The organism is Nostoc sp. (assembly GCF_041747015.1).
GTDB lineage: Bacteria > Cyanobacteriota > Cyanobacteriia > Cyanobacteriales > Nostocaceae > Nostoc.
The window spans coordinates 1-19,757 of the sequence record NZ_JBGTFY010000252.1 but is presented as its reverse complement, the minus strand read 5'-3'; the positions used below and the strand labels follow the sequence as shown (position 1 = coordinate 19,757).

At 42.9% G+C, this 19,757-nt stretch carries 19 protein-coding genes and 1 tRNA gene; 11 read left to right on the top strand and 9 right to left on the bottom strand.

The window, feature by feature from the left end:
• Positions 1-315: 315 nt before the first annotated feature.
• Positions 316-388: transfer RNA gene (locus tag ACEW80_RS20930), tRNA-Ile, on the bottom strand.
• 294 nt (positions 389-682) lie between these two features.
• On the opposite strand from ACEW80_RS20930, the gene ACEW80_RS20925 reads away from it, so the two are divergent.
• Positions 683-1,384 (top strand): hypothetical protein, encoded by a 702-nt coding sequence (locus ACEW80_RS20925; protein WP_373528438.1) that lies wholly within the window; start codon positions 683-685, stop codon positions 1,382-1,384.
• Positions 1,385-1,470: 86 nt separating this feature from the next.
• Entirely contained in the window at positions 1,471-2,868 is a 1,398-nt protein-coding gene (locus tag ACEW80_RS20920) for a hemolysin family protein (protein WP_373528437.1), read from the top strand.
• Positions 2,869-2,915: 47 nt separating this feature from the next.
• Here ACEW80_RS20920 and queC read toward each other — a convergent pair whose 3' ends face one another.
• The 3 genes from queC to ACEW80_RS20905 form a co-directional block, all read right to left on the bottom strand.
• Positions 2,916-3,593 carry a 7-cyano-7-deazaguanine synthase QueC gene (queC, locus tag ACEW80_RS20915; protein ID WP_373528436.1) on the bottom strand — a complete coding sequence of 226 codons (678 nt, stop codon included), beginning with the start codon at positions 3,591-3,593 and terminating at the stop codon, positions 2,916-2,918.
• A 389-nt stretch (positions 3,594-3,982) separates the two neighbouring features.
• Positions 3,983-5,341 (bottom strand): TIGR03985 family CRISPR-associated protein, encoded by a 1,359-nt coding sequence (locus ACEW80_RS20910; RefSeq protein ID WP_373528435.1) that lies wholly within the window; start codon positions 5,339-5,341, stop codon positions 3,983-3,985.
• A gap of 145 nt (positions 5,342-5,486) precedes the next feature.
• The gene (locus tag ACEW80_RS20905) at positions 5,487-6,227 is read right to left on the bottom strand and encodes a dienelactone hydrolase family protein (RefSeq protein WP_373528434.1); all 741 of its coding nucleotides are present in this window, start codon (positions 6,225-6,227) and stop codon (positions 5,487-5,489) included.
• A 126-nt stretch (positions 6,228-6,353) separates the two neighbouring features.
• Between ACEW80_RS20905 and ACEW80_RS20900 the strand changes: the two genes are divergently transcribed.
• Positions 6,354-6,677 carry a threonine dehydratase gene (locus ACEW80_RS20900; protein ID WP_373528433.1) on the top strand — a complete coding sequence of 108 codons (324 nt, stop codon included), beginning with the start codon at positions 6,354-6,356 and terminating at the stop codon, positions 6,675-6,677.
• 205 nt (positions 6,678-6,882) lie between these two features.
• The gene (locus tag ACEW80_RS20895) at positions 6,883-7,563 is read left to right on the top strand and encodes a RibD family protein (RefSeq protein ID WP_373528432.1); all 681 of its coding nucleotides are present in this window, start codon (positions 6,883-6,885) and stop codon (positions 7,561-7,563) included.
• Between the two features lie 15 nt (positions 7,564-7,578).
• Here ACEW80_RS20895 and ACEW80_RS20890 read toward each other — a convergent pair whose 3' ends face one another.
• From ACEW80_RS20890 to ACEW80_RS20870, 5 genes are all read right to left on the bottom strand, one after another.
• Positions 7,579-7,782 (bottom strand): hypothetical protein, encoded by a 204-nt coding sequence (locus ACEW80_RS20890; protein WP_373528431.1) that lies wholly within the window; start codon positions 7,780-7,782, stop codon positions 7,579-7,581.
• Positions 7,783-7,863: 81 nt separating this feature from the next.
• On the bottom strand, positions 7,864-9,621 hold the full coding sequence (locus ACEW80_RS20885) for a hypothetical protein (protein ID WP_373528430.1): 1,758 nt from the start codon (positions 9,619-9,621) through the stop codon (positions 7,864-7,866).
• 331 nt (positions 9,622-9,952) lie between these two features.
• Entirely contained in the window at positions 9,953-10,123 is a 171-nt protein-coding gene (locus ACEW80_RS20880) for a hypothetical protein (protein ID WP_196514897.1), read from the bottom strand.
• Between the two features lie 139 nt (positions 10,124-10,262).
• On the bottom strand, positions 10,263-10,679 hold the full coding sequence (arfB, locus tag ACEW80_RS20875; protein WP_373528429.1) for an alternative ribosome rescue aminoacyl-tRNA hydrolase ArfB: 417 nt from the start codon (positions 10,677-10,679) through the stop codon (positions 10,263-10,265).
• Between the two features lie 47 nt (positions 10,680-10,726).
• Positions 10,727-10,972, bottom strand: coding sequence for an RNA-binding S4 domain-containing protein (locus ACEW80_RS20870; protein ID WP_373528428.1), 246 nt, complete (start codon positions 10,970-10,972; stop codon positions 10,727-10,729).
• A 331-nt stretch (positions 10,973-11,303) separates the two neighbouring features.
• On the opposite strand from ACEW80_RS20870, the gene dpdE reads away from it, so the two are divergent.
• The 7 genes from dpdE (at position 11,304) to ACEW80_RS20835 (ending at position 19,305) form a co-directional block, all read left to right on the top strand.
• The gene (dpdE, locus tag ACEW80_RS20865) at positions 11,304-14,615 is read left to right on the top strand and encodes a protein DpdE (RefSeq protein WP_373528427.1); all 3,312 of its coding nucleotides are present in this window, start codon (positions 11,304-11,306) and stop codon (positions 14,613-14,615) included.
• 63 nt (positions 14,616-14,678) lie between these two features.
• Entirely contained in the window at positions 14,679-15,020 is a 342-nt protein-coding gene (locus ACEW80_RS20860; RefSeq protein ID WP_373528426.1) for a hypothetical protein, read from the top strand.
• Between the two features lie 2 nt (positions 15,021-15,022).
• Positions 15,023-15,418 carry an HNH endonuclease gene (locus ACEW80_RS20855; RefSeq protein ID WP_373528425.1) on the top strand — a complete coding sequence of 132 codons (396 nt, stop codon included), beginning with the start codon at positions 15,023-15,025 and terminating at the stop codon, positions 15,416-15,418.
• A gap of 131 nt (positions 15,419-15,549) precedes the next feature.
• Entirely contained in the window at positions 15,550-16,290 is a 741-nt protein-coding gene (locus tag ACEW80_RS20850; protein ID WP_373528424.1) for an RNA methyltransferase, read from the top strand.
• Between the two features lie 174 nt (positions 16,291-16,464).
• Positions 16,465-18,051, top strand: a complete 1,587-nt coding sequence (locus ACEW80_RS20845; RefSeq protein WP_373528423.1) for a serine hydrolase — start codon at positions 16,465-16,467, stop codon at positions 18,049-18,051.
• Positions 18,052-18,136: 85 nt separating this feature from the next.
• The gene (locus ACEW80_RS20840) at positions 18,137-18,646 is read left to right on the top strand and encodes a MarR family winged helix-turn-helix transcriptional regulator (protein WP_373528422.1); all 510 of its coding nucleotides are present in this window, start codon (positions 18,137-18,139) and stop codon (positions 18,644-18,646) included.
• Between the two features lie 125 nt (positions 18,647-18,771).
• Entirely contained in the window at positions 18,772-19,305 is a 534-nt protein-coding gene (locus ACEW80_RS20835; RefSeq protein WP_373528421.1) for a hypothetical protein, read from the top strand.
• The last annotated feature ends 452 nt before the right edge of the window (positions 19,306-19,757 follow it).

Genomic DNA, 19,757 nt, shown 5'->3' with positions numbered 1-19,757 from the left:
ATTAAGTGTGAAAAAACCTAGTTATGTAAAAAAAATAACTAGTCCGACGCGTTAGTGAACTAGTTTTTAAAGAAATCCTCTTCTCATGCCATGAGTATTATTACTCATCCACAAATAGTAAAAACTGCAAAAGTATAGATTAGTCCTTAGTTTCTTGTCATTTGTCAGGAACTAGTGACTAATGGCTAAATTACCAAATCCTAGCTGGAAGAGTTGACTCAAGATGTCAATGCCCAAGATAATGTAGTATGACTCATGCCCCAATTATCATTGAGGTCTGATAACATAACGGATTACTGGTTTTTAATGATTCAGTGCGCCCTGCTGGAATCGAACCAGCCTGAAGGCGAATTATGAGTTCGCTGCCTCCCCAATCGGCCAAAGGCGCTTGTTTTTTTGGTTTTTGGTTGCTATGAGTCAATGAATTGAACTCTTAGATCAACTTTATTTGTTAATTTTAGAGTGAGGAAATTACCTCATGCACTGAGTTAAGTCAATTTTCTAATCATAGCACAAATTCAGTACTTGTAAATACTCGGCAATAGTTTACCAAATTCCCATACTACATAATTTGATCATAAAATAGTGCAAACTAATATTGATTAAGTTCCTTTAAGGATTGAGGTCAAAAGCTTCACTATTCTTAAATAGACCAGCATTCTTTTTTGATAGCTTGTCAATGATGAAAATAAATTCTACTGTACTTCTTACTTTGATTTTGTTAATCCTGATGTTGGGAGCAGGTTCTGTGAGCGCCTTTTTAGGGTTTGAACTGGGGAGTTCAGCACTTAAAGGCGTTACTACACCAGATGGGCGTCCCACAACTAAATTTGCCAGCAATAAGACAAATAACTCCCAACAGGGAGGGGTAGTGTTATTAAAAGAGGAAGAGATTCTGAAAGTTGTCAAGGCGCGAATTGAGGGTAAAACCAAGGCTGCAAAATCGCAAAAGCTAGAGGAAGATGATGAAGAAACCAATAGCAGCAAGCAGAAGCCAGAGGAAAAACCCCCAGAAGTAGTTGAAGAAAAACCCCTGCCAGGTTTTCCGGTTATTGCCCAGAGTCAGGGTGTAACCATGACTGTGCAATCTGTTCGCTACTCTGGTGGTGATTTGCTACTGAAAGTAAAAATGCAGAACAAAGGTAAAGATTCTGTGCGCTTCCTGTACAGTTTTTTAGATGTTACCGATGACAAAGGACGAACCCTGAGTGCTAGTACAGAGGGTTTACCAACAGAATTGCCTGTAAATGGCCCAACATTTACAGGTACGGTGACTATTCCTACGGCTTTACTTGATGATGTCAAAAAGATATCACTCGCTTTAACTGATTATCCAGCTCAAGAATTGAAGCTGGAGGCATCGAATATTCCTGTAGAAAGGTAGATTGGGTATTGGGCATGGGGCATGGGGCATAAGGAATTGGTGATTTGCTATTCCCTATTCCTCAATCCCTAAGACTATCTTTCTAAATGGAGGGCGTGAGTTTTACACGAGCTTTGACGTTGAGTGGTTTTCCTAGTTTAATTTGGACAGATGTGGCGCTGCGGTTGTTGTCAGTGCTATTGCTGATTGCCATAAATGCCTTTTTTGTGACGGCGGAATTTTCGATGGTGAGCGTGAGGCGATCGCGTATTCACCAGTTAGTTAAGGCTGGGGATATTCCAGCGATCGCTGTGGAGATGCTACAACGTAGTATCGACCGACTGCTATCTACTACCCAGTTAGGCATTACCCTTTCTAGCTTGGCACTGGGATGGATTGGAGAAAGTACGATTGTTGTGCTGGTAAATGCCTGGTTAAAATCCTGGCCTTTACCCAGTGGGATGACTAACTTCATCGCCCATTCTCTATCAATTCCCATCGCCTTTTTCTTGATTGCCTATCTGCAAATTGTGATCGGAGAACTATGTCCCAAATCATTAGCTATGCTGTACTCAGAACAGCTAGCCCGGTTTTTGGGGCCTTCGGTAAAAGCGATCGTTCGTTTTTTCAACCCTTTCATCTGGATTCTCAACCAATCAACTCGTTGCTTATTGCGTATTTTTGGTATCCAATATACAGGCCAAGGCTGGAGGCCGCCTGTGACTCCCGAAGAATTGCAACTAATTATCTCTACAGAATGGGGATCTACTGGTTTAGAGCGGGCGGAGCGAGAACTGCTCAATAATGTTTTTGAATTTGGGGATGTGATAGCCCAAGCTGTGATGATCCCCCGCACCAGTATTGTCGCGCTGCCAAAAGATGCTACCTTCCAGACATTACTCAAGGAAATGGCTTCTACTGGTTACTCTCGCTATCCTGTGATTGGTGAATCTTTAGACGATGTTCGCGGCATTGTTTATTTTAAAGATTTGGCGCAACCTTTGGCTGTCGGAAAGCTAAGTTTAGAGACACAGATTCAACCTTGGATGCGTCCCGCCCGGTTTGTTCCCGAACACACGCCCTTGAGTGAACTTTTGCCAATGATGCAGCAAGAGAAACCAGCTATGGTCATGGTAGTCAATGAATTTGGCTCTACTGTGGGACTAGTGACAATCAAAGATGTCATTGCCGAAATCATTGGCGACGCTGGCGAAGCTGAAAGCAGCGACGACTTACTGATTCAGATATTAGATGAGGAGAAATTTTTGGTGCAGGCACAGATCAACCTCGAAGACCTCAACGAGGTTTTGGATCTCGATTTGCCCTTGACCAGAGAATATCAGACACTGGGGGGCTTTTTGTTGTATCAGTTACAGAAAATTCCTGTTAAAGGGGAAATCTTCTGTTATCAAAATCTCGAATTCACTGTGATGTCAATTGTTGGGCCACGCCTGCATCAAATTCAACTGCGACGATTAGAAGAAGACGGGGGAGTTGAAAGTTAAAAGTTAGGAATTAAACATAACTTTGTACAGACGCAATTAATCGCCTCTCAAGAAGCATACGCCAGTGGATCAACAAGTCCCAATTCGGCAAAAGCTGCTAGCCGTAAGCGACAAGAATCACACACACCGCAGGCGACATTACCACGGGCATAGCAAGACCATGTTAGATCCCAAGGAACTCCTAATTTATTACCTAATTGGATGATTTCAGTTTTTTTCAAGTTGATTAGGGGTGCAACAATACTAATTGGTTGTCCCTCACGCCCTTGTTTGGTTCCGAGACGGAATACTTCTTGCATCGCCTGGATATAGTCGGGGCGACAATCAGGATATCCTGAGTAGTCTAGGGCATTAACGCCGATATAGACACATTCTGCTGCGATCGCTTCGGCGTAACCAAGAGCAAAGCTTAAGAAGATGGTATTACGAGCCGGAACATAGGTTACAGGAATATTCTGAGACATTTCATTCAGGGAGCGCTCCTGGGGTAAATCGATAGCGTCGTCCGTAAGTGCCGAACCGCCCCATTTTCGTAAGTCAAAATTAATCACTTGATGTTTTACGACCTCAGCTTTTTGAGCGACAAGGAGGGCTGATTGTAACTCTTGTAGGTGTCGCTGCTGGTAATCAAAGGAAATAGTATAACATTCATAGCCATCAGCCTGAGCTTTGTACAGAATTGTGGAAGAATCCAATCCTCCAGATAACAGAATTACAGCTTTCATCTCGGTTGCAAATTTTAGATTTCAAATCGCCAAATCACACCTAAACAAGATGCTAGAGAGCAACGCTAAAGACGCTCCCAAACCCCTGCAAGTTAGGTAAACAACGCCGTCCCTTGTATCTTAGATGTATCTTAGAAGAATTCTTGCAATGTCTCCTAAATCTAAGCGATTTTATAGCAGTTTTCATCTATTTAGACTACACACTCATCTTTCTCTCTGCGCCTCTGCGTGATAAAAAAAGCCGTGGTTCATTTACCTGAAAATAACTGTAAGATAATTAGTTTTTACTTCGTGTTCCTCTGCGGGAAGGCGTTCGCGTAGCGTCTCGTAGAGAAGCGCCTATGCGTTTAAATCCTCTCTTAAAATAGTTCCCCAACAACTCATTCCAATTATTTTTGATAAAACTGCCATTCTGCTTCCACTTCTTTGGTGATTTCCTCTCGCAATTCCCAAGGTAAAAGCACCTCAACCTTTGGTCGCCAAGCCCGCAAACGCAAACCCACATTCGGATCTCCATCCCGGTAGGTCACAGTATAATAAGCATCGTCTTGGGAGCGATTTTGTAAAACTTTCTGCAAACTTTCCCAGTGTTTTACAGAGATAGCCTGCTCTCGAATTAATCGTAATACCCACTGATAAGTTATCGGCTTAAAGGTAGCATGACGAGACGTTCCCTTGAGGTAGCTGTCATGAAATGTGCGGTCGAATCGCAGTAGCATCAACTTGGATGGTAAGTAAAAATCAAAACCCCAAGCTTGAAGCATCTGGGAACGAATATAGTCTGGTGTGGGTAAAGTCGTTCGCCGTTGTCGCAGCATTTTGGGCAATTTTGCATCGTTCCAAGCCAGGGGAGTAATTTTTTGAATTTTATCTAAGCGATAGTTGTACCACTCGCCTTTATTTGTGGGAGTTTTGCCAAAACCGCAGAGGTATACGGCTCTCTGCACGTAATATACACAGACAGGATATACAATACACTCCACTGCACCGTACTTAGCGCTAGCGTAGGTAAGACAAATTGGCAGTATAGTCGTCTGTTCCCAAAGATTACGGAATTGCTCTAGCCATTTCTCAACTTGATTTTGAGTTTGGGAAATAATGTAGTCAACTTCTAGATAGAATCGCTGCACATTTTGAATGGGTTGGGAGAGGTTTTGAGCGATCGCTTCTAAGTTAGGATTGAGAAAACCCAAGTCATAAACTCCCAGACGATTATTTACAGGTTCTAATTCTCTGACACTGGGTCGAGATGGAAAATTCTGAACTCGATAGTATTGTTTGTTTACAAGTTTCAACCAACCAAGTTCAGTGAGGATTTGCAAATCGGCAAAGAGAGTACGGCGAGTAACAGCAAATAAACGCTGTTGCAGCAATTCATCTAAATCTACATCGGGAATTGCATCATGTTGCTGAAGCGATCGCCTCCACTCTGATTCTACAAGTCCGGTTTTGGGATAAAATAGCCACTGGGCGGTGGTTTTGGCACAAGCACAACTGCCCTCGTGCAAATTAGGCGCTAGTTCACCTTTAGGATGAGTTGCGGTAAAAAAAGTATCTCGCCAGTGCTTGTATGTAAAAGAGTTAGGCAAAGAAAGGCGGTCTTGTTCATCACCATAAAGAGTGTGCAACCACACCCACAACCGAATCGCCCGTAGCAGGTTTTGCTTTAATGAACCCCGCGCCAACCATTGCAGTAGTTCGATATAAGGCGGGTCTTCTATAAGCGGTACTGTATTGAAATTAAACACTTCCAAAGCCTGAGTTAATTAATCTGTGGGTTTTCATTTTAGATTAGTTAGCTCTGGAACTAGATGCTTCCAAAACTGGAAAAGTGGCTGTAACAAAATACCATTTTTCATCTACTGTGAAGATTTAAAATAGAAAATTCCTGCTTCAGTTTGCCAACATCCGTTCAAAGAAAGCGACTATTTCAAACCAAGCAGAGGTGGTGGCAGCAGAATCGTAGCGATAACCGTCGTCGCGCATGAAGGTATGTTCTGCTTCATATAAAACAACCAGGTGAGGTACGTTAGCATTCTCTAAAGCTTTAGTTATGGTATGACGGTCATTTTCTGGTATGTGAGGGTCAAGAGTGCCGAACACCATTAACATCTCGCCTTTGACTTCACTTACCCGGTGAATTGTATCGGCTATTCCCTCACCCAGTTTACCACTCGGAATGCCAGTAGGATAACAGCAGACAGCAGCCTTAATTTCGCTCATGAAAGCTGCCCGGAAAGCTAGATGTCCACCAATACAAAAACCTAGAGTGCCTATTTGATTTGGAGAAACCGAACTTTCTCCTTGCAGAAATTCAATTACAGCACGGCAATCGGCATCATAATCAGCTATTGGGGTTCGACGAGCATCGTCATTGCCCCGCATCCGACCAAGATCATCTGGTTCAATAACTAATCCCACTGGCTCAATTCGATGAAAAATTTCTGGTGCTGCTACGACATAGCCATATCCTGCTAAGTAGTTAGCTAGACGAATAATTGCACCACCTAACTGATAAATATCACTATAGAATACAATCCCAGGGTATTTTCCTGCTGCCTTGGGAGCTGCTACGTAAACACGCATTAAACTATTTTCTACTCTCAACTCGACATTGCGCTTAGTGATTTGCATTTTCTTTCTCTGTGTAATGCCTGCTTTGATTAACTTCTACATCCGAATTACAAATTATTTTGTCATCGTTGTGATCACCAGCAAATTAGGTAACAATGAGAATATGCAATCATATAAGGTAATACTATGTCTCGTTTCAATCAAATTATTCAGAACTTGTTCCTGCGTTTTGAAGGCTTGTTTGGTGTTTTCTTCAAAAGCTTTTTTAATTTGATCGGAAATTTCTTTGGTTTTTTTGGCAAGGTTTTCGGAGTTACTAAGTCTGATGATAGTGCTGCTTATTTCTTAGAATCTGATGATTCACAGGGTATAAAACAAGCTTCAGCTAAAAAGCCACTTGAAACAGTTCAGGATAACACTGCTAAAAATTCCGCCACTACCCGCCGTCGTCCTAATACCAAAATAGACGATTACTACCTCAACATGGCGCGTGATCTGAAAAGGAACTAACAAAAGCCATCAATTGCAGGGTAAGCCTAATAATGCGATCGCGTCACTAATTTATCACAGTCATTACTGTTATGCGATCGCCCGACTGACAAATCAGCCTAAACCTTTGATGCCGTCATAGCAAAGGATTCAAAAAGGTGAAATTATGAAAGTTGTTTATCATAAACAGTAATTCATATCATGACAGAACCCTCATAAACTAAGTATGAAATCGATTCAAACAACAGTGGTTCTTGCCATGACGGCTGATGGAAAGATTAGCCCCGTAGACCCTAGAGCGCCCCGTGGTTCCTATCCAGTTGATCTAGCACACCTAGAGTATCAAGTCTCCCTTGCCGATTTAGTTTTAGTGGGAGCGGGGACGATTCGGACTGAGGGGACAGCCTTTACAATTTGCAACCCCGAACTGTTGGCAGCACGTAAAGTTAGGGGTCAGTCTCCTCAGCCCATTATCTGCGTTGTTTCCGGTTCCCTTGACCTACCACCAGACTTGCCTTTTTTGAGCCAAGACATTGAACGATGGATATTTACGACAGGGACTGGTTTGGAGCGCAGTTCTGATGCCACAACCCTGCACAAGCTGGCTGAATTAATTGATCTGGGGGATACAAACTTGGACTGGGATCGAGCCTACACCTTGATTGCAGAGCGGGGTATTCATAACGTCGTTGCTTTGGGAGGCGGTTCTTTAACAGCTGCTCTAGCGAAAGCAGGGCGAATTGATGATTGGTGGTTAACCATTTGGCCTGTTATTTATGGAGGACAGCACGCTCCTACCCCAGTGGAGGGAGAGGGTTTTCTTCCCAGTGCTGCTCCTCATTTGCAACTCATTGAAACTCGTCAGGTTGGAAGTGAGGTGTTTTTACACTATCGCACACTCAAATAATACCATTTCGACTTTTCAAACATCCTCTAAGGAACGTGCCAAAGCGATCGCCCCTTGCAAGTGGCTTTTTCGGACATCATAATAAGGCATTGCATAAATACGGGATGAATTGAGATTTTTTACCAAGGCTAAAGATTGATTCTTTGCGCCTTTGCGCGAAACAAAATTCATCCCATCAATCAGCAACGGCCACAATAATTGTGAAATCCCTATCTTCATGACCTTTTAGGGTTTGTGTACAGGGCAAACGCATCTAAATATAAAAGATTGATGATCAAGGTGCAATTCACTAAGACTGCATCACGCAAGAGTTATAGAGCTATCTGCAAAGATAAATTTCTCAAAGCCAGATGTAGATAAGGTAATGGGGTTTTCATTGTTGAAAGTAAAGTTGGCACTTTTAACGGTATTGCCAGAAATAAGATTAGATACGATCAGTTCGGAGCGATTGAAGGCTCTCAGATCGAGGGTGTCAAAACCGTCCCCGCCATCAGCACTCGCTTCCCCAAACCCTTTGAAGTAGTCATCCCCAGCGCCCAGAGCAATTTTAATCCCGCCACCAATAGAGACTTTTTGTTGAACTTCATTGATGGTAGTGGTGGCAGTAATTTTGTCATTGCCATCGCCAGTCTTGATAGTTCCTTTTCCATAAATGCCATAGGCGATGGCGTCGATGAACTGGGAGGGAACATCAGGATCCGTTGTTGCTGTAGCCTTTCCGGTAAGAATGTCATAACCATTTCCAGTATCAATTACTCCGTCGTTGGAGATGCCATAGGCAATGGGGTTCTGGGCTGCTGAAGCGTTGCCAGAACCAGTAATTGTGTCGTTGCCCTGCCCTGTGGTGATGGTGGCACCTTTCATATTCTGGATGCCAGTTCCATTACTGTCAAAGCCGCCACTACCTGTGCCAGTGCCTATGATTGTGTCTTCTCCGTCTCCGGTATCCAGTTTCTTACTGTTAGTGATGCCAGTCACAGTAACGACGACGGCGTTAATGTCGCTTCTATCACCAGTCCCAGTCCCAGTGATTGTGTCATTTCCGTCCCCTGTATTCAGATTGCCATTATTGCTGATGCCAGTCCCTGCACCGTAAAATCCAAACCCGTCACCTACGCCGCCGATACCAGTACCAGTGATCTTGTCATTTCCGTCCCCTGTATTCAGATTGCCATTATTGCTGATGCCAGTCGCTGCACCGTCAGAGCTGGGTCCTAGCCCGTCGCCACCCACGCCGCCGATACCAGTACCAGTGATCTTGTCATTTCCGTCTCCGGTATCCAGTTGCCCAGTGTTGCTGATACCTGTCCCAAATCCGCCTTCGCCGCCGAGGCGGCCGAAACCACCAGTGCCGCCCTGACCAGTACCAGTGATCGTGTCATTTCCGTCCCCTGTATTCAGTTTGCCACTGTTAGCAATGCCAGTCCCTGCACCGCCGTTGCCGCCACCGAGTCCGTCGCCACCTATGCCGCCGATACCAGTGCCAGTGATAGCGTCATTTCCGCCTCCTGTATTCAGCCTGCCACTGTTAGAGATGCCATTCCCTGCACCGCCACCGCCGCCAAAGCCGTCATTGCCAAAGCCGCCGCCGAAGCCGCCGTCGCCGCCGTTGCCGCCAGTGCCATTGCTAATGATATTGTCGTTGCCCAACCCAGTATTAAAGATGCCAATGTTGTGGATGCCGATTCCAGTACCTCCAGTACCTCCATTACCGCCAAGAGTACCAAAAACGTCTGATGAGATGCCGTCGCCGCCGTTGCCCCCAATACCCTTGCCGATAATAGTGTCGTCGCCCGACCCAGCATTCAGATTGCCATTATTGCTAATGCCGATTCCAGCAGCGCCTTTGCTGCCATTGACGTTCTTACCGATAGCACCATCACGGCCTTTACTGCCAGTGCCGTTGCCTCTGATGGTGTCCTTTCCTGAGCGTGTACAAATGAAACCTCCAGTTAAAACATCAATACCAATTGCCACAGATGCATTTAACTCTTCCCTAACTAAGGTGTCGGAACCTTGCGTGCCGATGAAATTGGGTGGAACCGTAAATCTAGGCATGATCAAAACCCTCTCAATGAGGTTAGTATAAACAGTCAGATCATACTGAATTTAGGCAATCAATACTAGTGATTCTGGACTTGGTAAAATCTATCTGTAGGTATAGAAAATTATGTATAATTTTGTATAGGCTTTAGCCCAATTGAGCGATACTTAGGACAATATCATCGCAACGACAAAACCAGCATTTCTCGCTTGATGCACTTTCCAAGCCTCAAAGCGATGTCTACGACGGGCTACGCCTACGCCTAAATATTTGTCAATAAACTAGGCTTAATGAGAAAAAGCTAGATTCTATTGGGAACGAACTGTTCTTATTGAGATGATGCGGTCACCCTGGGTTGGTGTCACCACCAATTATTGCTTGGAACAAGTTTCCTATTAAAGAGAAAAACGCCGAAACTAACACTATCATCATTAAACTAGCAAGGGCAGCAAAGGGAGAGATAATGAATAAGAGTAAGAGTGCAAGCATCAAAATCGTTAGTAATGTCTTATTCATCTTTTTTCACCTTTAATAGTTGCTATGCTCAAGTTAACCAACTAAATCATCAAATTGACCAGAGTCAATAGTAGGAATTATTCTTAATTCTCTGGGAAGATTTTTTAACCAAATTGAGTGCCAAAGTTTAATTGATAAATCAGCAATCTGTTACCTGTCCTCTGTTGGACTTAATCTGTCCATGCTTACTTTTGTAATCAAGGCGCTTTCTTTGAGAACTACGAGTCGGTTTTGTGGGTTTGCGTTTTATCGTCGGTATAACTGCGCTTTGAATAAGTTCTTGAAGTCGTCTCAAAGCTGAGTCTCGATTGTTTTCTTGGCTTCGGTGTTCTTGCGCTTTGATTACCACAACTCCTTCTTGGGTAATGCGGCGATCGTTCAGCTTTAAAAGTTGTTGTTTATAATAATCCGGTAATGATGAAGCCGCAATGTCGAAACGCAAATGAATAGCGGTGGAAACCTTATTCACATTTTGACCTCCTGCTCCTTGTGAGCGAATCGCAGTCATTTCAATATCGCTCTGGGGGATTATAACTTTGTTGGAAATTTGTAGCATTACTCACAATACAAAAGAGTAACTTTTAAATTTGGCATAAAAATATTTTACTCGATTTGTTCGGAGAAATCTATATCTTGGTTTTCATTGTTGTCTAAATTCACCTCAAAAGTCTTTCCTTCTATTGTTATTTTATCACCTGGTACTAGTCGCCGCCCTCGTCGGGTTTCAAGCATACCGTTTACTTGGACATCGCCGCCTTGAATCATTAGCTTGGCTTGGCCTCCAGTTGGTACTATACCCATCAATTTTAAGTATTGATTTAACTTAATTGTGTTGTCTCTGATTTTCATAAGTTGTAAAGCTAGATGATTTTAATTGTATCGTGGGGTTATCAAGTCAATGTTCAGAGGGGATTTTAACGTATAGGCGCTTCTCTACGAGACGCTACGCGAACGCCTTCCCGCAGGGTAGGGGCGCTGCGGGAAACGCAAAGGTACGCAAAGAATGGGATACTAGTTAATGATATTTTTACTTAGAGGAATGTCCTAAAGCAGGGAGCGATCGCCATAACAAAAACTGTAATACCAGTTTATTATCTATAATATTGATCGACAAAATTGCCAGATATGGATTAAAAAACTGTCTGGTAGGTTCTTTTAGTGTGTTCAGGTGACTGGATCTATGATTAAGCTTGGTTTATTGGTACAGTCCCAGAATAACTATTTCGGTATCGGAAAAGTTACGGAAATATCTGATACCAATGCGATCGTTGAGTATTTCTGCTCCATAGGGCAACGTCTTCAAAAAACTTTACCTTTAAATTCGCTCTCTGAAGTCAGGCTTGAACCCCAGGCTCGATGTTATATCAAATCAGGAACCCAAGATCAATGGATAATTGGCAGAATTTTCATCTGGGATGAAGATACAGAAATGTATCAAATTGATTTACCAGATAAGAAAACTGCAATTGTTACTGAAGAAGAAATTTACGTCCGTTGCAATTTACCCAACACTGACCCCATTGAAACTCTGGCAATGAAGGGTCACGAAACGCCCTACTTCCACGACAAAAGATTGGCTTTCGTTAAATCTTTAATTCAGCAACGCGCTGTAAGTCGCGGAATGACAGGACTAATTTCGGCAAATATTGATCTTTATCCTCACCAAGTTGAAGTAGTAAGGCGGGTACTGGAAGACCCAATTCAACGCTACTTGCTCGCAGATGAGGTGGGACTCGGAAAAACTGTCGAAGCGGGTGCGATTCTCCGTCAATTCCTCCTTGATGAACCGAAAAAAGGTGCGGTGGTAGTAGTTCCACAATATTTGCTCAAACAATGGCAGCTGGAGTTAGAAAACAAGTTTTACATTTCCCATTTTCCTAAACGGGTAGCGGTGGTGGCGGTTGAAAATATCCATAAAGTCAACCCCAAAGCGAAAATAGGCTGCTTAATTTTGGATGAAGCTCATCACATCGCAGCAATGGCAACCTCTAAAGATGCAACGGTGCGCCAGCGTTTTGAGACTTGCAAAGAACTTGCTCATAAAAGCGATCGCTTACTTTTATTATCCGCTACTCCTGTTCTCAACCATGAGCAAGATTTTCTGGCAATGTTGCATTTGCTCGACCCAACAACTTATAAACTTGATGATTTGGCAGGTTTTCGCACTAAAATTGAAAGCCGTCAGCAAATTGGTAAAGTTCTCCTTGCTTTTACAGAAGATGCAGAGCCTCTCGTTCTTAAAAACAACTTGCAGCAATTGCGAAACCTCTTTGCTGAGGATAAGTATTTACTGAAACTAGCGGATGATTTAGAAAATTGTTTACAAGCAAATTCTACTGAGCAAGAGCAAATTGTCCAAGGAATTCGCGTCCACGTCAGCGATACCTATCGACTACATCGGCGAATGCTTCGCAACCGTCGCGCTGCTGTGGAAGATGTCATATTTGACCGCAATTTTACGCCGAAAGAAGAGTATGATTTAGATGAGCGATCGCCTGATATTCACGAGCTCATCAATCAATGGCGCACTGCCGCTCCTCATGAACAGCAATATCAGCAAATTTTTCTGCTGTTTTTCTTAGCTTCTGGTACTTGGTTAGGCATTTTAGAGCAAGTAATTTCTGCACGTTTAACTGGTAAACCTCATTCTAAACTCACCCAGGAGTTCAAAGAAAATGATGTTCAGATATTAACTACAACCCCCAAATTTTCAGGGGAAGAAGAGATTCTCCAATCCTTAATAAAAATTATTCGTCAACCTCAAGAGGATGGAGAACGCAGGGAAAATTTGAGAACGGTGCTGCTGAATCAGCTAGGTATGTACTTCAAAATTCCCGCAAATGTTCGGAAGAATCAAAAGGAATTCCTAACAAGAATACAGCAGAGAGTTCGTAGACCAATTACTGGCGATATTCTACCCAAATTTATTGTATTTACCAATTTCGTTCAAAGTTGTGCAGAAATTGTCCGGTATTTGTCTGATAGCTTTGGTGTAGAGACAGTCGCTAGCCATCAATTTGGAGAATCACCAGACAAGGTTGAAGAAGGTTTAAATAGGTTCAAGAATAACCCAAACTGTTTTATTCTAGTATGCGATCGCTCTGGAGAAGAAGGACGTAACCTCCAGTTTGCCGATTGGTTAATTCATTTTGACCTTCCTTGGTCGCCTAATCAATTAGAGCAAAGAATTGGCAGACTTGACCGCATTGGCAGCAAAATTGGCATTCAATCCTGTGCCTTGATTGGCCCCTATTTAGAAGATAGTCCTCACAATGCTTGGTATCAAGTATTAAAAAATGGTTTTGGGATTTTTCAACAATCAATTGCCAGTTTACAGTTTTATGTGCATGAAAAGCTTTCGGAATTAGAAACAGTTTTGTTTCAATCAAGTGCGGCTGGATTGTTAGAGATGATTTCGCCAATTCAAAAGCAAATTGAAGCTGAAATAGCAAAGATTAGCGAACAAAATGCTCTAGATGAAATTGACGCTACCGATGAAATTGCAACCCAGTATTTTCAAGATTTAGATAATTATGATGCTTGTCATTTAGAAATTAAGCGAGCAATTGAAGGCTGGATTTGTGACGCATTGGGATTCAGAGCAGTCAATAACCCAGACTCATCAGAAATGCGACGTTATCAACCTTCAACGCGTACCTTGGTTCCCATAAATGAGTTAAAAACCCGTTTTGCTGATAGTCATTTAGACCAATTTGGTACTTATAATCGCCGGGTAGCAAATCAGAATTCTGGTATTAAACTATTTCGGGTTGGGGAAGGATTTGTAGAATCACTCTTAAACTATATAAACTGGGATGACCGAGGTGAAGCCTTTGCAATGTGGCGCACTGATTCATCTTGGGATGCTAAAGAAGGGATGGAATGGTTTGGTTTCCAATGCAATTATGTAGTCGAGACAAATTTAAAAATTGCCAAACAAGTTTTAATCGATTACAAACTAGATAATTCTCAATTCCAGATTTTACAGCGACGTGTTGATGCTTTATTTTCACCAATTATAGAAACTATCTATATTGATGGTCGCCAGGAGCAAATACAGGTTGTTGAAGATAAAGTGCTGTTGAATATCTTGCAACGTCCATATAAAGATAAAAACAGTAATCAACAACGAGATTACAATTTGGCAAAAGAACGCTTAGGAATTATTGACGATTTTGTTAACCCTAGTAAATGGCAAAATTTTTGCTATGAAGTGCGTAAAACTTCTTTAGCATTGCTTGCCAATCGTCCCGATTTTGTTGAATTGTGCGAAAGTTGCGCTAAGGTTGCCGAGAAGAAATTAGAGAATAGAGTAGAACAATTACGCCTGCGTCTGAACCAGCAAACTTTGGATCATGCACTTGCTGAAGAATTGAAAATAGAAAGTGCTTTAAATACAGCCATTTTAGAGGGAATTCGCCAGCCGCAAATTAAACTTGATTCTGTTGGTTTTATTGTTGTATCTGGGCGATCGCTGATGCAATTTGAGTGATATTATCTTGGAATTAAATAGCGAGATTAGTCAATTTCCAATGCAATCCGCAGGAAAGTACCCATGCCGAGAATCATTCTGGAAGTATCAGAAGAATTATCTCAACAACTAGCACAGGTAGGCGATCGCCTACCGGAATTGCTGGCTCTGAGCCTCCAACAGCCAGCTGTACCAGCACAAGTTTACCGATATATCCTGGATTTTCTGGCCAGCAACCCCACTCCTGAACAAATTACTGAATTTAAACCTACCCCGGAAATGCAAGAACGATTGCGTACCTTGTTAACACGCAGTAATGCAGGTGAACTTACACCCACAGAGTTAAAAGAACTAGATGAGTATGAACGTATTGAACACTTAGTTGTGATGATTAAAGCAGGTAACTTATCTTATTTAACCAGTTGACCGTGAGTGGAACCTATATTCCGGTTAATCTTCGCCGACTGGTAGAAGAACGCGCAAACTACAGATGTGAATATTGCCAGTTACCCGCAGCAGTTGCCTTTTTCCCCCATGAAATCGACCATGTTATTGCCCAAAAGCACGGCGGTGCAACGAATGCTGATAATTTAGCACTTACCTGCTGGCGATGTAACCGTCACAAAGGCACTGACTTAGGATCGTTTGATCCAGAAACAGAGGCTTTTAGTTTTCTCTTTAACCCACGCACCCAAAATTGGGGTGAACACTTCACCTTTTCACAACTGGATCTAGTAGGATTAACGCCTCCGGGACGTACAACGATTAGATTGCTACAAATAAATAGCGCCGAACAACTGGCTGAACGTCGGAGAATGGGCTGAGTAACAGTTCAGACCTGTCGTAGGCATTTACTAGCAAAGTTACAGTGATCTCAAGGAAACTTTTCAGCAGAACATATAATACTGAGAATTAGGCTGTAAGTATTATCTGGTGCGATCGCAGGAGGCAAAAAATGAGCTTGGCTGGATTAAGAATTGTGTTGGTAGAACCAGCTGGGCCGATAAATGTCGGAGCGATCGCCAGAGTCATGAAAAACTTTGGGCTACATAATTTAGTATTAGTAAATCCCCAATGCGATCATCTGTCGGCAGAAGCTTTGGTGATGGCTGTTCATGCTAAGGAAATTTTAGAATCTGCGGTATTAGTGGCAACATTACCAGAAGCATTGCATGGATGTGTACGAGCGATCGCAACCACCGGTCGCTTTCGGAGTTTACAAACACCTTTAGAAACCCCCCGGACTGCACTACCCTGGTTACTGGAGGAACCAGAAAAACCCGCAGCACTGATTTTTGGTAGGGAAGATCGGGGATTAACCAATGAAGAATTAAATTATGCACATCGGTTTGTTTGCATTCCCACAAGTCAAGATTATCTAATCCTAAATTTGGCTACAGCTGTAGCAATCTGCTGTTATGAACTGTCACAATGTGCAGAGCAACCTGAAACTCAAATCTTACCCCAAACTGAACTCGCACCTTTAGATGTTGTGGAAGCATACTACCAACAACTAGAATCATTATTACTGAAAATTGGTTATGTGTATCCGCATACGGCAGCTAGTCGCATGGAAAAATTTCGCCAGATGTATAATCGCGCTCATCTGAAAACTGGAGAAGTAGCCATGCTGCGAGGGATTTTGCAGCAGGTAGAATGGGCTATTAAAAGCCAGAGTAGTAGTGAAAAGTTGTAATTATTTGTTTAATATATACGCAATCATGCCCCCAAAATAATTAATATGGCTTAAACTAAACACAAAAATGCTACTTAGTGACAAAGTAGAATTTGAATATTAAATTGCCTTTTAGATTAAGTTTTGGGTCAGGAGTCTGCAAGAAAACAGTCAAGTGGGTCACAAGGAGTAACAGTGTCAGAGTCAAGTGACGAACTAACAGCTTTCTCGCGGCGTCAACCCTTAAATCGCCGCCAGCATCCACAAAAGGTTCAAAAAGTGGTACGGAAGAGAGTGAAAGTTAAGAGCCAGCAGCCAGGTGCAAATCGAAGAGAAACGGCGCTAACACGCCCAACAAATCGAATCAGTCCTCCCCCAATCCCTGATGCTACACGCAGGGTAAAATCGGCGTTAGTCATGCCAACGGCAGTAAAACCAATACCTACTGTAAAGGGGAAAATTCCTCCCTTCCGACCAGGTGCTGTGATGGTCAAAACAGTGGGGATGGAAAAGCCAAAAATAGGCAGGCGCTCATCGCGGAAGACGCGGTTAAAGCCAATGGCCAAAACTATGTTATATGTTGTGCGGTTATTGATTGTCGGTGTGGGGATGGGTGCAATTGTGGGTACGGTATTGTCAGTGTTAGACCCGGCTAATCGCATCAGCACAACTTCTGCACCCCAATCTAATAGTAATGTAGTGCGATTGCCCAAAGGGCAGTGGCAAAGCCAATCGCAGTCACAATCTACTCAAACTCCTCCAGTTGCAGTTTCGAGCCTATACCTATCTCAGGAAATTATCCCTTTAAAAGATGCCGTGCAAAATTTGGCGGCGACCAACCCAAATCTTACACCCGGAGTTTTCTTAGTAGATTTAGATACTGGTAATTATGTAGATGTCAATGGCTCCGCCAATTTTCCAGCGGCTAGCACAATTAAGGTGCCGATTCTGATTGCTTTTTTCCAGGATTTGGATGCGGGAAAAATTCGCCTGGATGAAATGCTGACCATGCAACAGGAAATGGTCGCTGGCGGTTCTGGAAATTTGCAATACAAACCAGCCGGAACCCAGTACGCGGCTCTGGAAGTTGTCACTAAAATGATTACAATTAGCGACAATACAGCTACAAATATGCTGATTTCCCGACTGGGAGGCATAGACGCTTTAAACCAGCGTTTCCGCACTTGGGGATTGACAGCTACGATAATTCGCAATCAACTCCCAGATTTGCAAGGGACAAACACCACTAGTCCAAGGGAATTGGCGAATTTGATGGCTATTGTGAGTCAGGGAAATTTAGTGAGTGTGCCCTCACGCGATCTCATGCTCGATATCTTGCGTCGCACCCAAAGAGACTCTCTGCTGCCATCAGGTTTGGGAACAGGCGCGAGAATATACCACAAAACGGGTGATATTGGTACTATCCTGGCAGATGCAGGTTTAATTGTTGTTCCTACTGGCAAGCGCTATGTAGCCGCTGTCATGGTACAGCGCCCTAATAATGACCCTCGCGCCGAAAAATTGATTAGCTCAATTTCTCGTGCTGCCTACCAAGAGTTTAGCCAAAATGCTGTGATACCCAACAGTAGCACCACTACACCCGCAAATGGTTATCAGCCCCCTGTTGTGAATCCTGTACCCAACAGTACGACGGGCACTGTACCCATGAGCGTTTATCAGCCCCCTGTTGTAAATCCTGTACCCAACAGTATGGGAAGTACAGTACCCCCAAATGGTTATCAATCTCCCGTTACGAATCCGCAGTATTATCCCCCAAGATAAATTAGGATTTTTGAATCGAGAATTGCCACAGCAAGATTTACTAAGGCAGCATATAGTAAGCTAGTCAACTAATGCTTGCAAATTTATGTTTGTTTCTCCTGAAGTCCCACCAAAGTATGAATTAGAGGAACTTGCTACACAGTTTCCTGAGTTAAACATTTCCGCAGTGGAGACTTGTTTAGCCTTTTTGAAAACTACAGCCCTTGTTTATGCAGCATTGGATGCCCATTTAGCTCGCCATCAGCTGTCTATGGGTAAATTTACAGTTCTCATGCAATTATTCCGAGCAAATGGTCAGCGCTTAACACCTTCAGAATGTGCTGAAAGTTCTGGTGTAACCCGTGGAACTATAACTGGATTATTAGACGGTTTGGAACGGGATGGATGGGTGAAGCGACAACCACATCCAGAAGATAGACGCCGTTTAGTCGTGCAGCTGACCGAGCAAGGGCAACAGAATTTGACAAAGATGCTGCCAGATCATTTTTGTCGAACTACTGGACTGATAGCTCATCTAAGCCTTACTGAGCAGAAGACACTGATACAACTCTTGTCTAAGCTACAGGCGGGAGTACCAGCGATGCGAGATTTTTAGCTTAAACAGGTAAATACCTTTGAAGTTAAGAAATTTTATCCTATTATAATAAGGAACCATATTATATGGAAGCTAATTATTTTTAGCTGATCTGCCATTGTTCGTGGATCAAATCTGGAGACTTTATGCCCAAACTCAACGTTAAACAGAAAAACTGGTTACTCTCTGCTCATGTCGCTTCTGGTAGCATTTGGTTTGGCTCTGCTCTGTGCATGGTTGCCATTGCGTTGAAAAATGCCAATATTACCAATGGTGACGAACTGTATGCGATTAATACAACTTTGAAATTGCTTGATGATTTTGTAGTTATTCCCTCTGCAAACCTATCTTTGTTAACAGGAGGACTCCTCTGTTGGCTCACTGTTTGGGGATTCTTCAAACACTACTGGGTAATTGTTAAATGGATTGCCACAGTTACTTTGATTGTAGTAGGAACTATATGGCTAGGCCCGTGGGTCAATGCGGTGACAAGTATTTCAGATGTCACACGGGAGCAAGCATTGAGCAATCCATTGTATATGTTTGACTTGAATGGAGTCCTTATTGGTGGTGCAACTCAAACTCTCTGTATACTTGCCATCATCGGCATTTCAGTTATCAAACCTTGGGGTAGAAGAGTGGTAAAATCTCCAGAGTCGTCTACCTCATCAAGCAGCTAGAAAAATCGAAAGTGCGATCGCCACTAGCTTTTTGTTTGTGACATACTCCTACACTGACTGAGTACAGTACAGTGTAGGCTTCTCACCCAGTCCAGCTATTGCTTCGGAGGCGATGAGCTTTGTTTAGAGTCCACGAGATGCCCCTCCGCAGACTTTGTAGCTTGCTTCCCTGAAAGAGTACAAGTACCAAAAAGTATGTTCTACCTTAGTACCGCTAGAATTTTACCCATTCACGGAAACGATACAAAAATATCTATTCTGGAATGGAACCCTATATTCTAGATTGTCTTCGCGTTAGCGTCTCCCTTTGGGAGAAGGTTCAGTGTACGAGCAGCATTTTCGGCTTTCTTCGTACTTACATATAATACCATGTTTCTTGAGATAAATATAATCAATATGGGTCATGGTTCGACATAGTAATTAATGTGTTTTGGCTACCGCCAAAATACATT

Bases quoted from the DNA above. Each gene is read 5' to 3' on its own strand.
- ACEW80_RS20925 (WP_373528438.1), top strand. From the start codon at position 683: ATGAAAATAAATTCTACTGTACTTCTTACTTTGATTTTGTTAATCCTG.
- ACEW80_RS20920 (WP_373528437.1), top strand. From the start codon at position 1,471: ATGGAGGGCGTGAGTTTTACACGAGCTTTGACGTTGAGTGGTTTTCCT.
- queC (WP_373528436.1), bottom strand. From the start codon at position 3,593: ATGAAAGCTGTAATTCTGTTATCTGGAGGATTGGATTCTTCCACAATT.
- ACEW80_RS20905 (WP_373528434.1), bottom strand. From the start codon at position 6,227: ATGCAAATCACTAAGCGCAATGTCGAGTTGAGAGTAGAAAATAGTTTA.
- ACEW80_RS20900 (WP_373528433.1), top strand. From the start codon at position 6,354: ATGTCTCGTTTCAATCAAATTATTCAGAACTTGTTCCTGCGTTTTGAA.
- ACEW80_RS20895 (WP_373528432.1), top strand. From the start codon at position 6,883: ATGAAATCGATTCAAACAACAGTGGTTCTTGCCATGACGGCTGATGGA.
- ACEW80_RS20890 (WP_373528431.1), bottom strand. From the start codon at position 7,782: ATGAAGATAGGGATTTCACAATTATTGTGGCCGTTGCTGATTGATGGG.
- ACEW80_RS20885 (WP_373528430.1), bottom strand. From the start codon at position 9,621: ATGCCTAGATTTACGGTTCCACCCAATTTCATCGGCACGCAAGGTTCC.
- ACEW80_RS20880 (WP_196514897.1), bottom strand. From the start codon at position 10,123: ATGAATAAGACATTACTAACGATTTTGATGCTTGCACTCTTACTCTTA.
- arfB (WP_373528429.1), bottom strand. From the start codon at position 10,679: ATGCTACAAATTTCCAACAAAGTTATAATCCCCCAGAGCGATATTGAA.
- ACEW80_RS20870 (WP_373528428.1), bottom strand. From the start codon at position 10,972: ATGAAAATCAGAGACAACACAATTAAGTTAAATCAATACTTAAAATTG.
- dpdE (WP_373528427.1), top strand. From the start codon at position 11,304: ATGATTAAGCTTGGTTTATTGGTACAGTCCCAGAATAACTATTTCGGT.
- ACEW80_RS20860 (WP_373528426.1), top strand. From the start codon at position 14,679: ATGCCGAGAATCATTCTGGAAGTATCAGAAGAATTATCTCAACAACTA.
- ACEW80_RS20850 (WP_373528424.1), top strand. From the start codon at position 15,550: ATGAGCTTGGCTGGATTAAGAATTGTGTTGGTAGAACCAGCTGGGCCG.
- ACEW80_RS20840 (WP_373528422.1), top strand. From the start codon at position 18,137: ATGTTTGTTTCTCCTGAAGTCCCACCAAAGTATGAATTAGAGGAACTT.
- ACEW80_RS20835 (WP_373528421.1), top strand. From the start codon at position 18,772: ATGCCCAAACTCAACGTTAAACAGAAAAACTGGTTACTCTCTGCTCAT.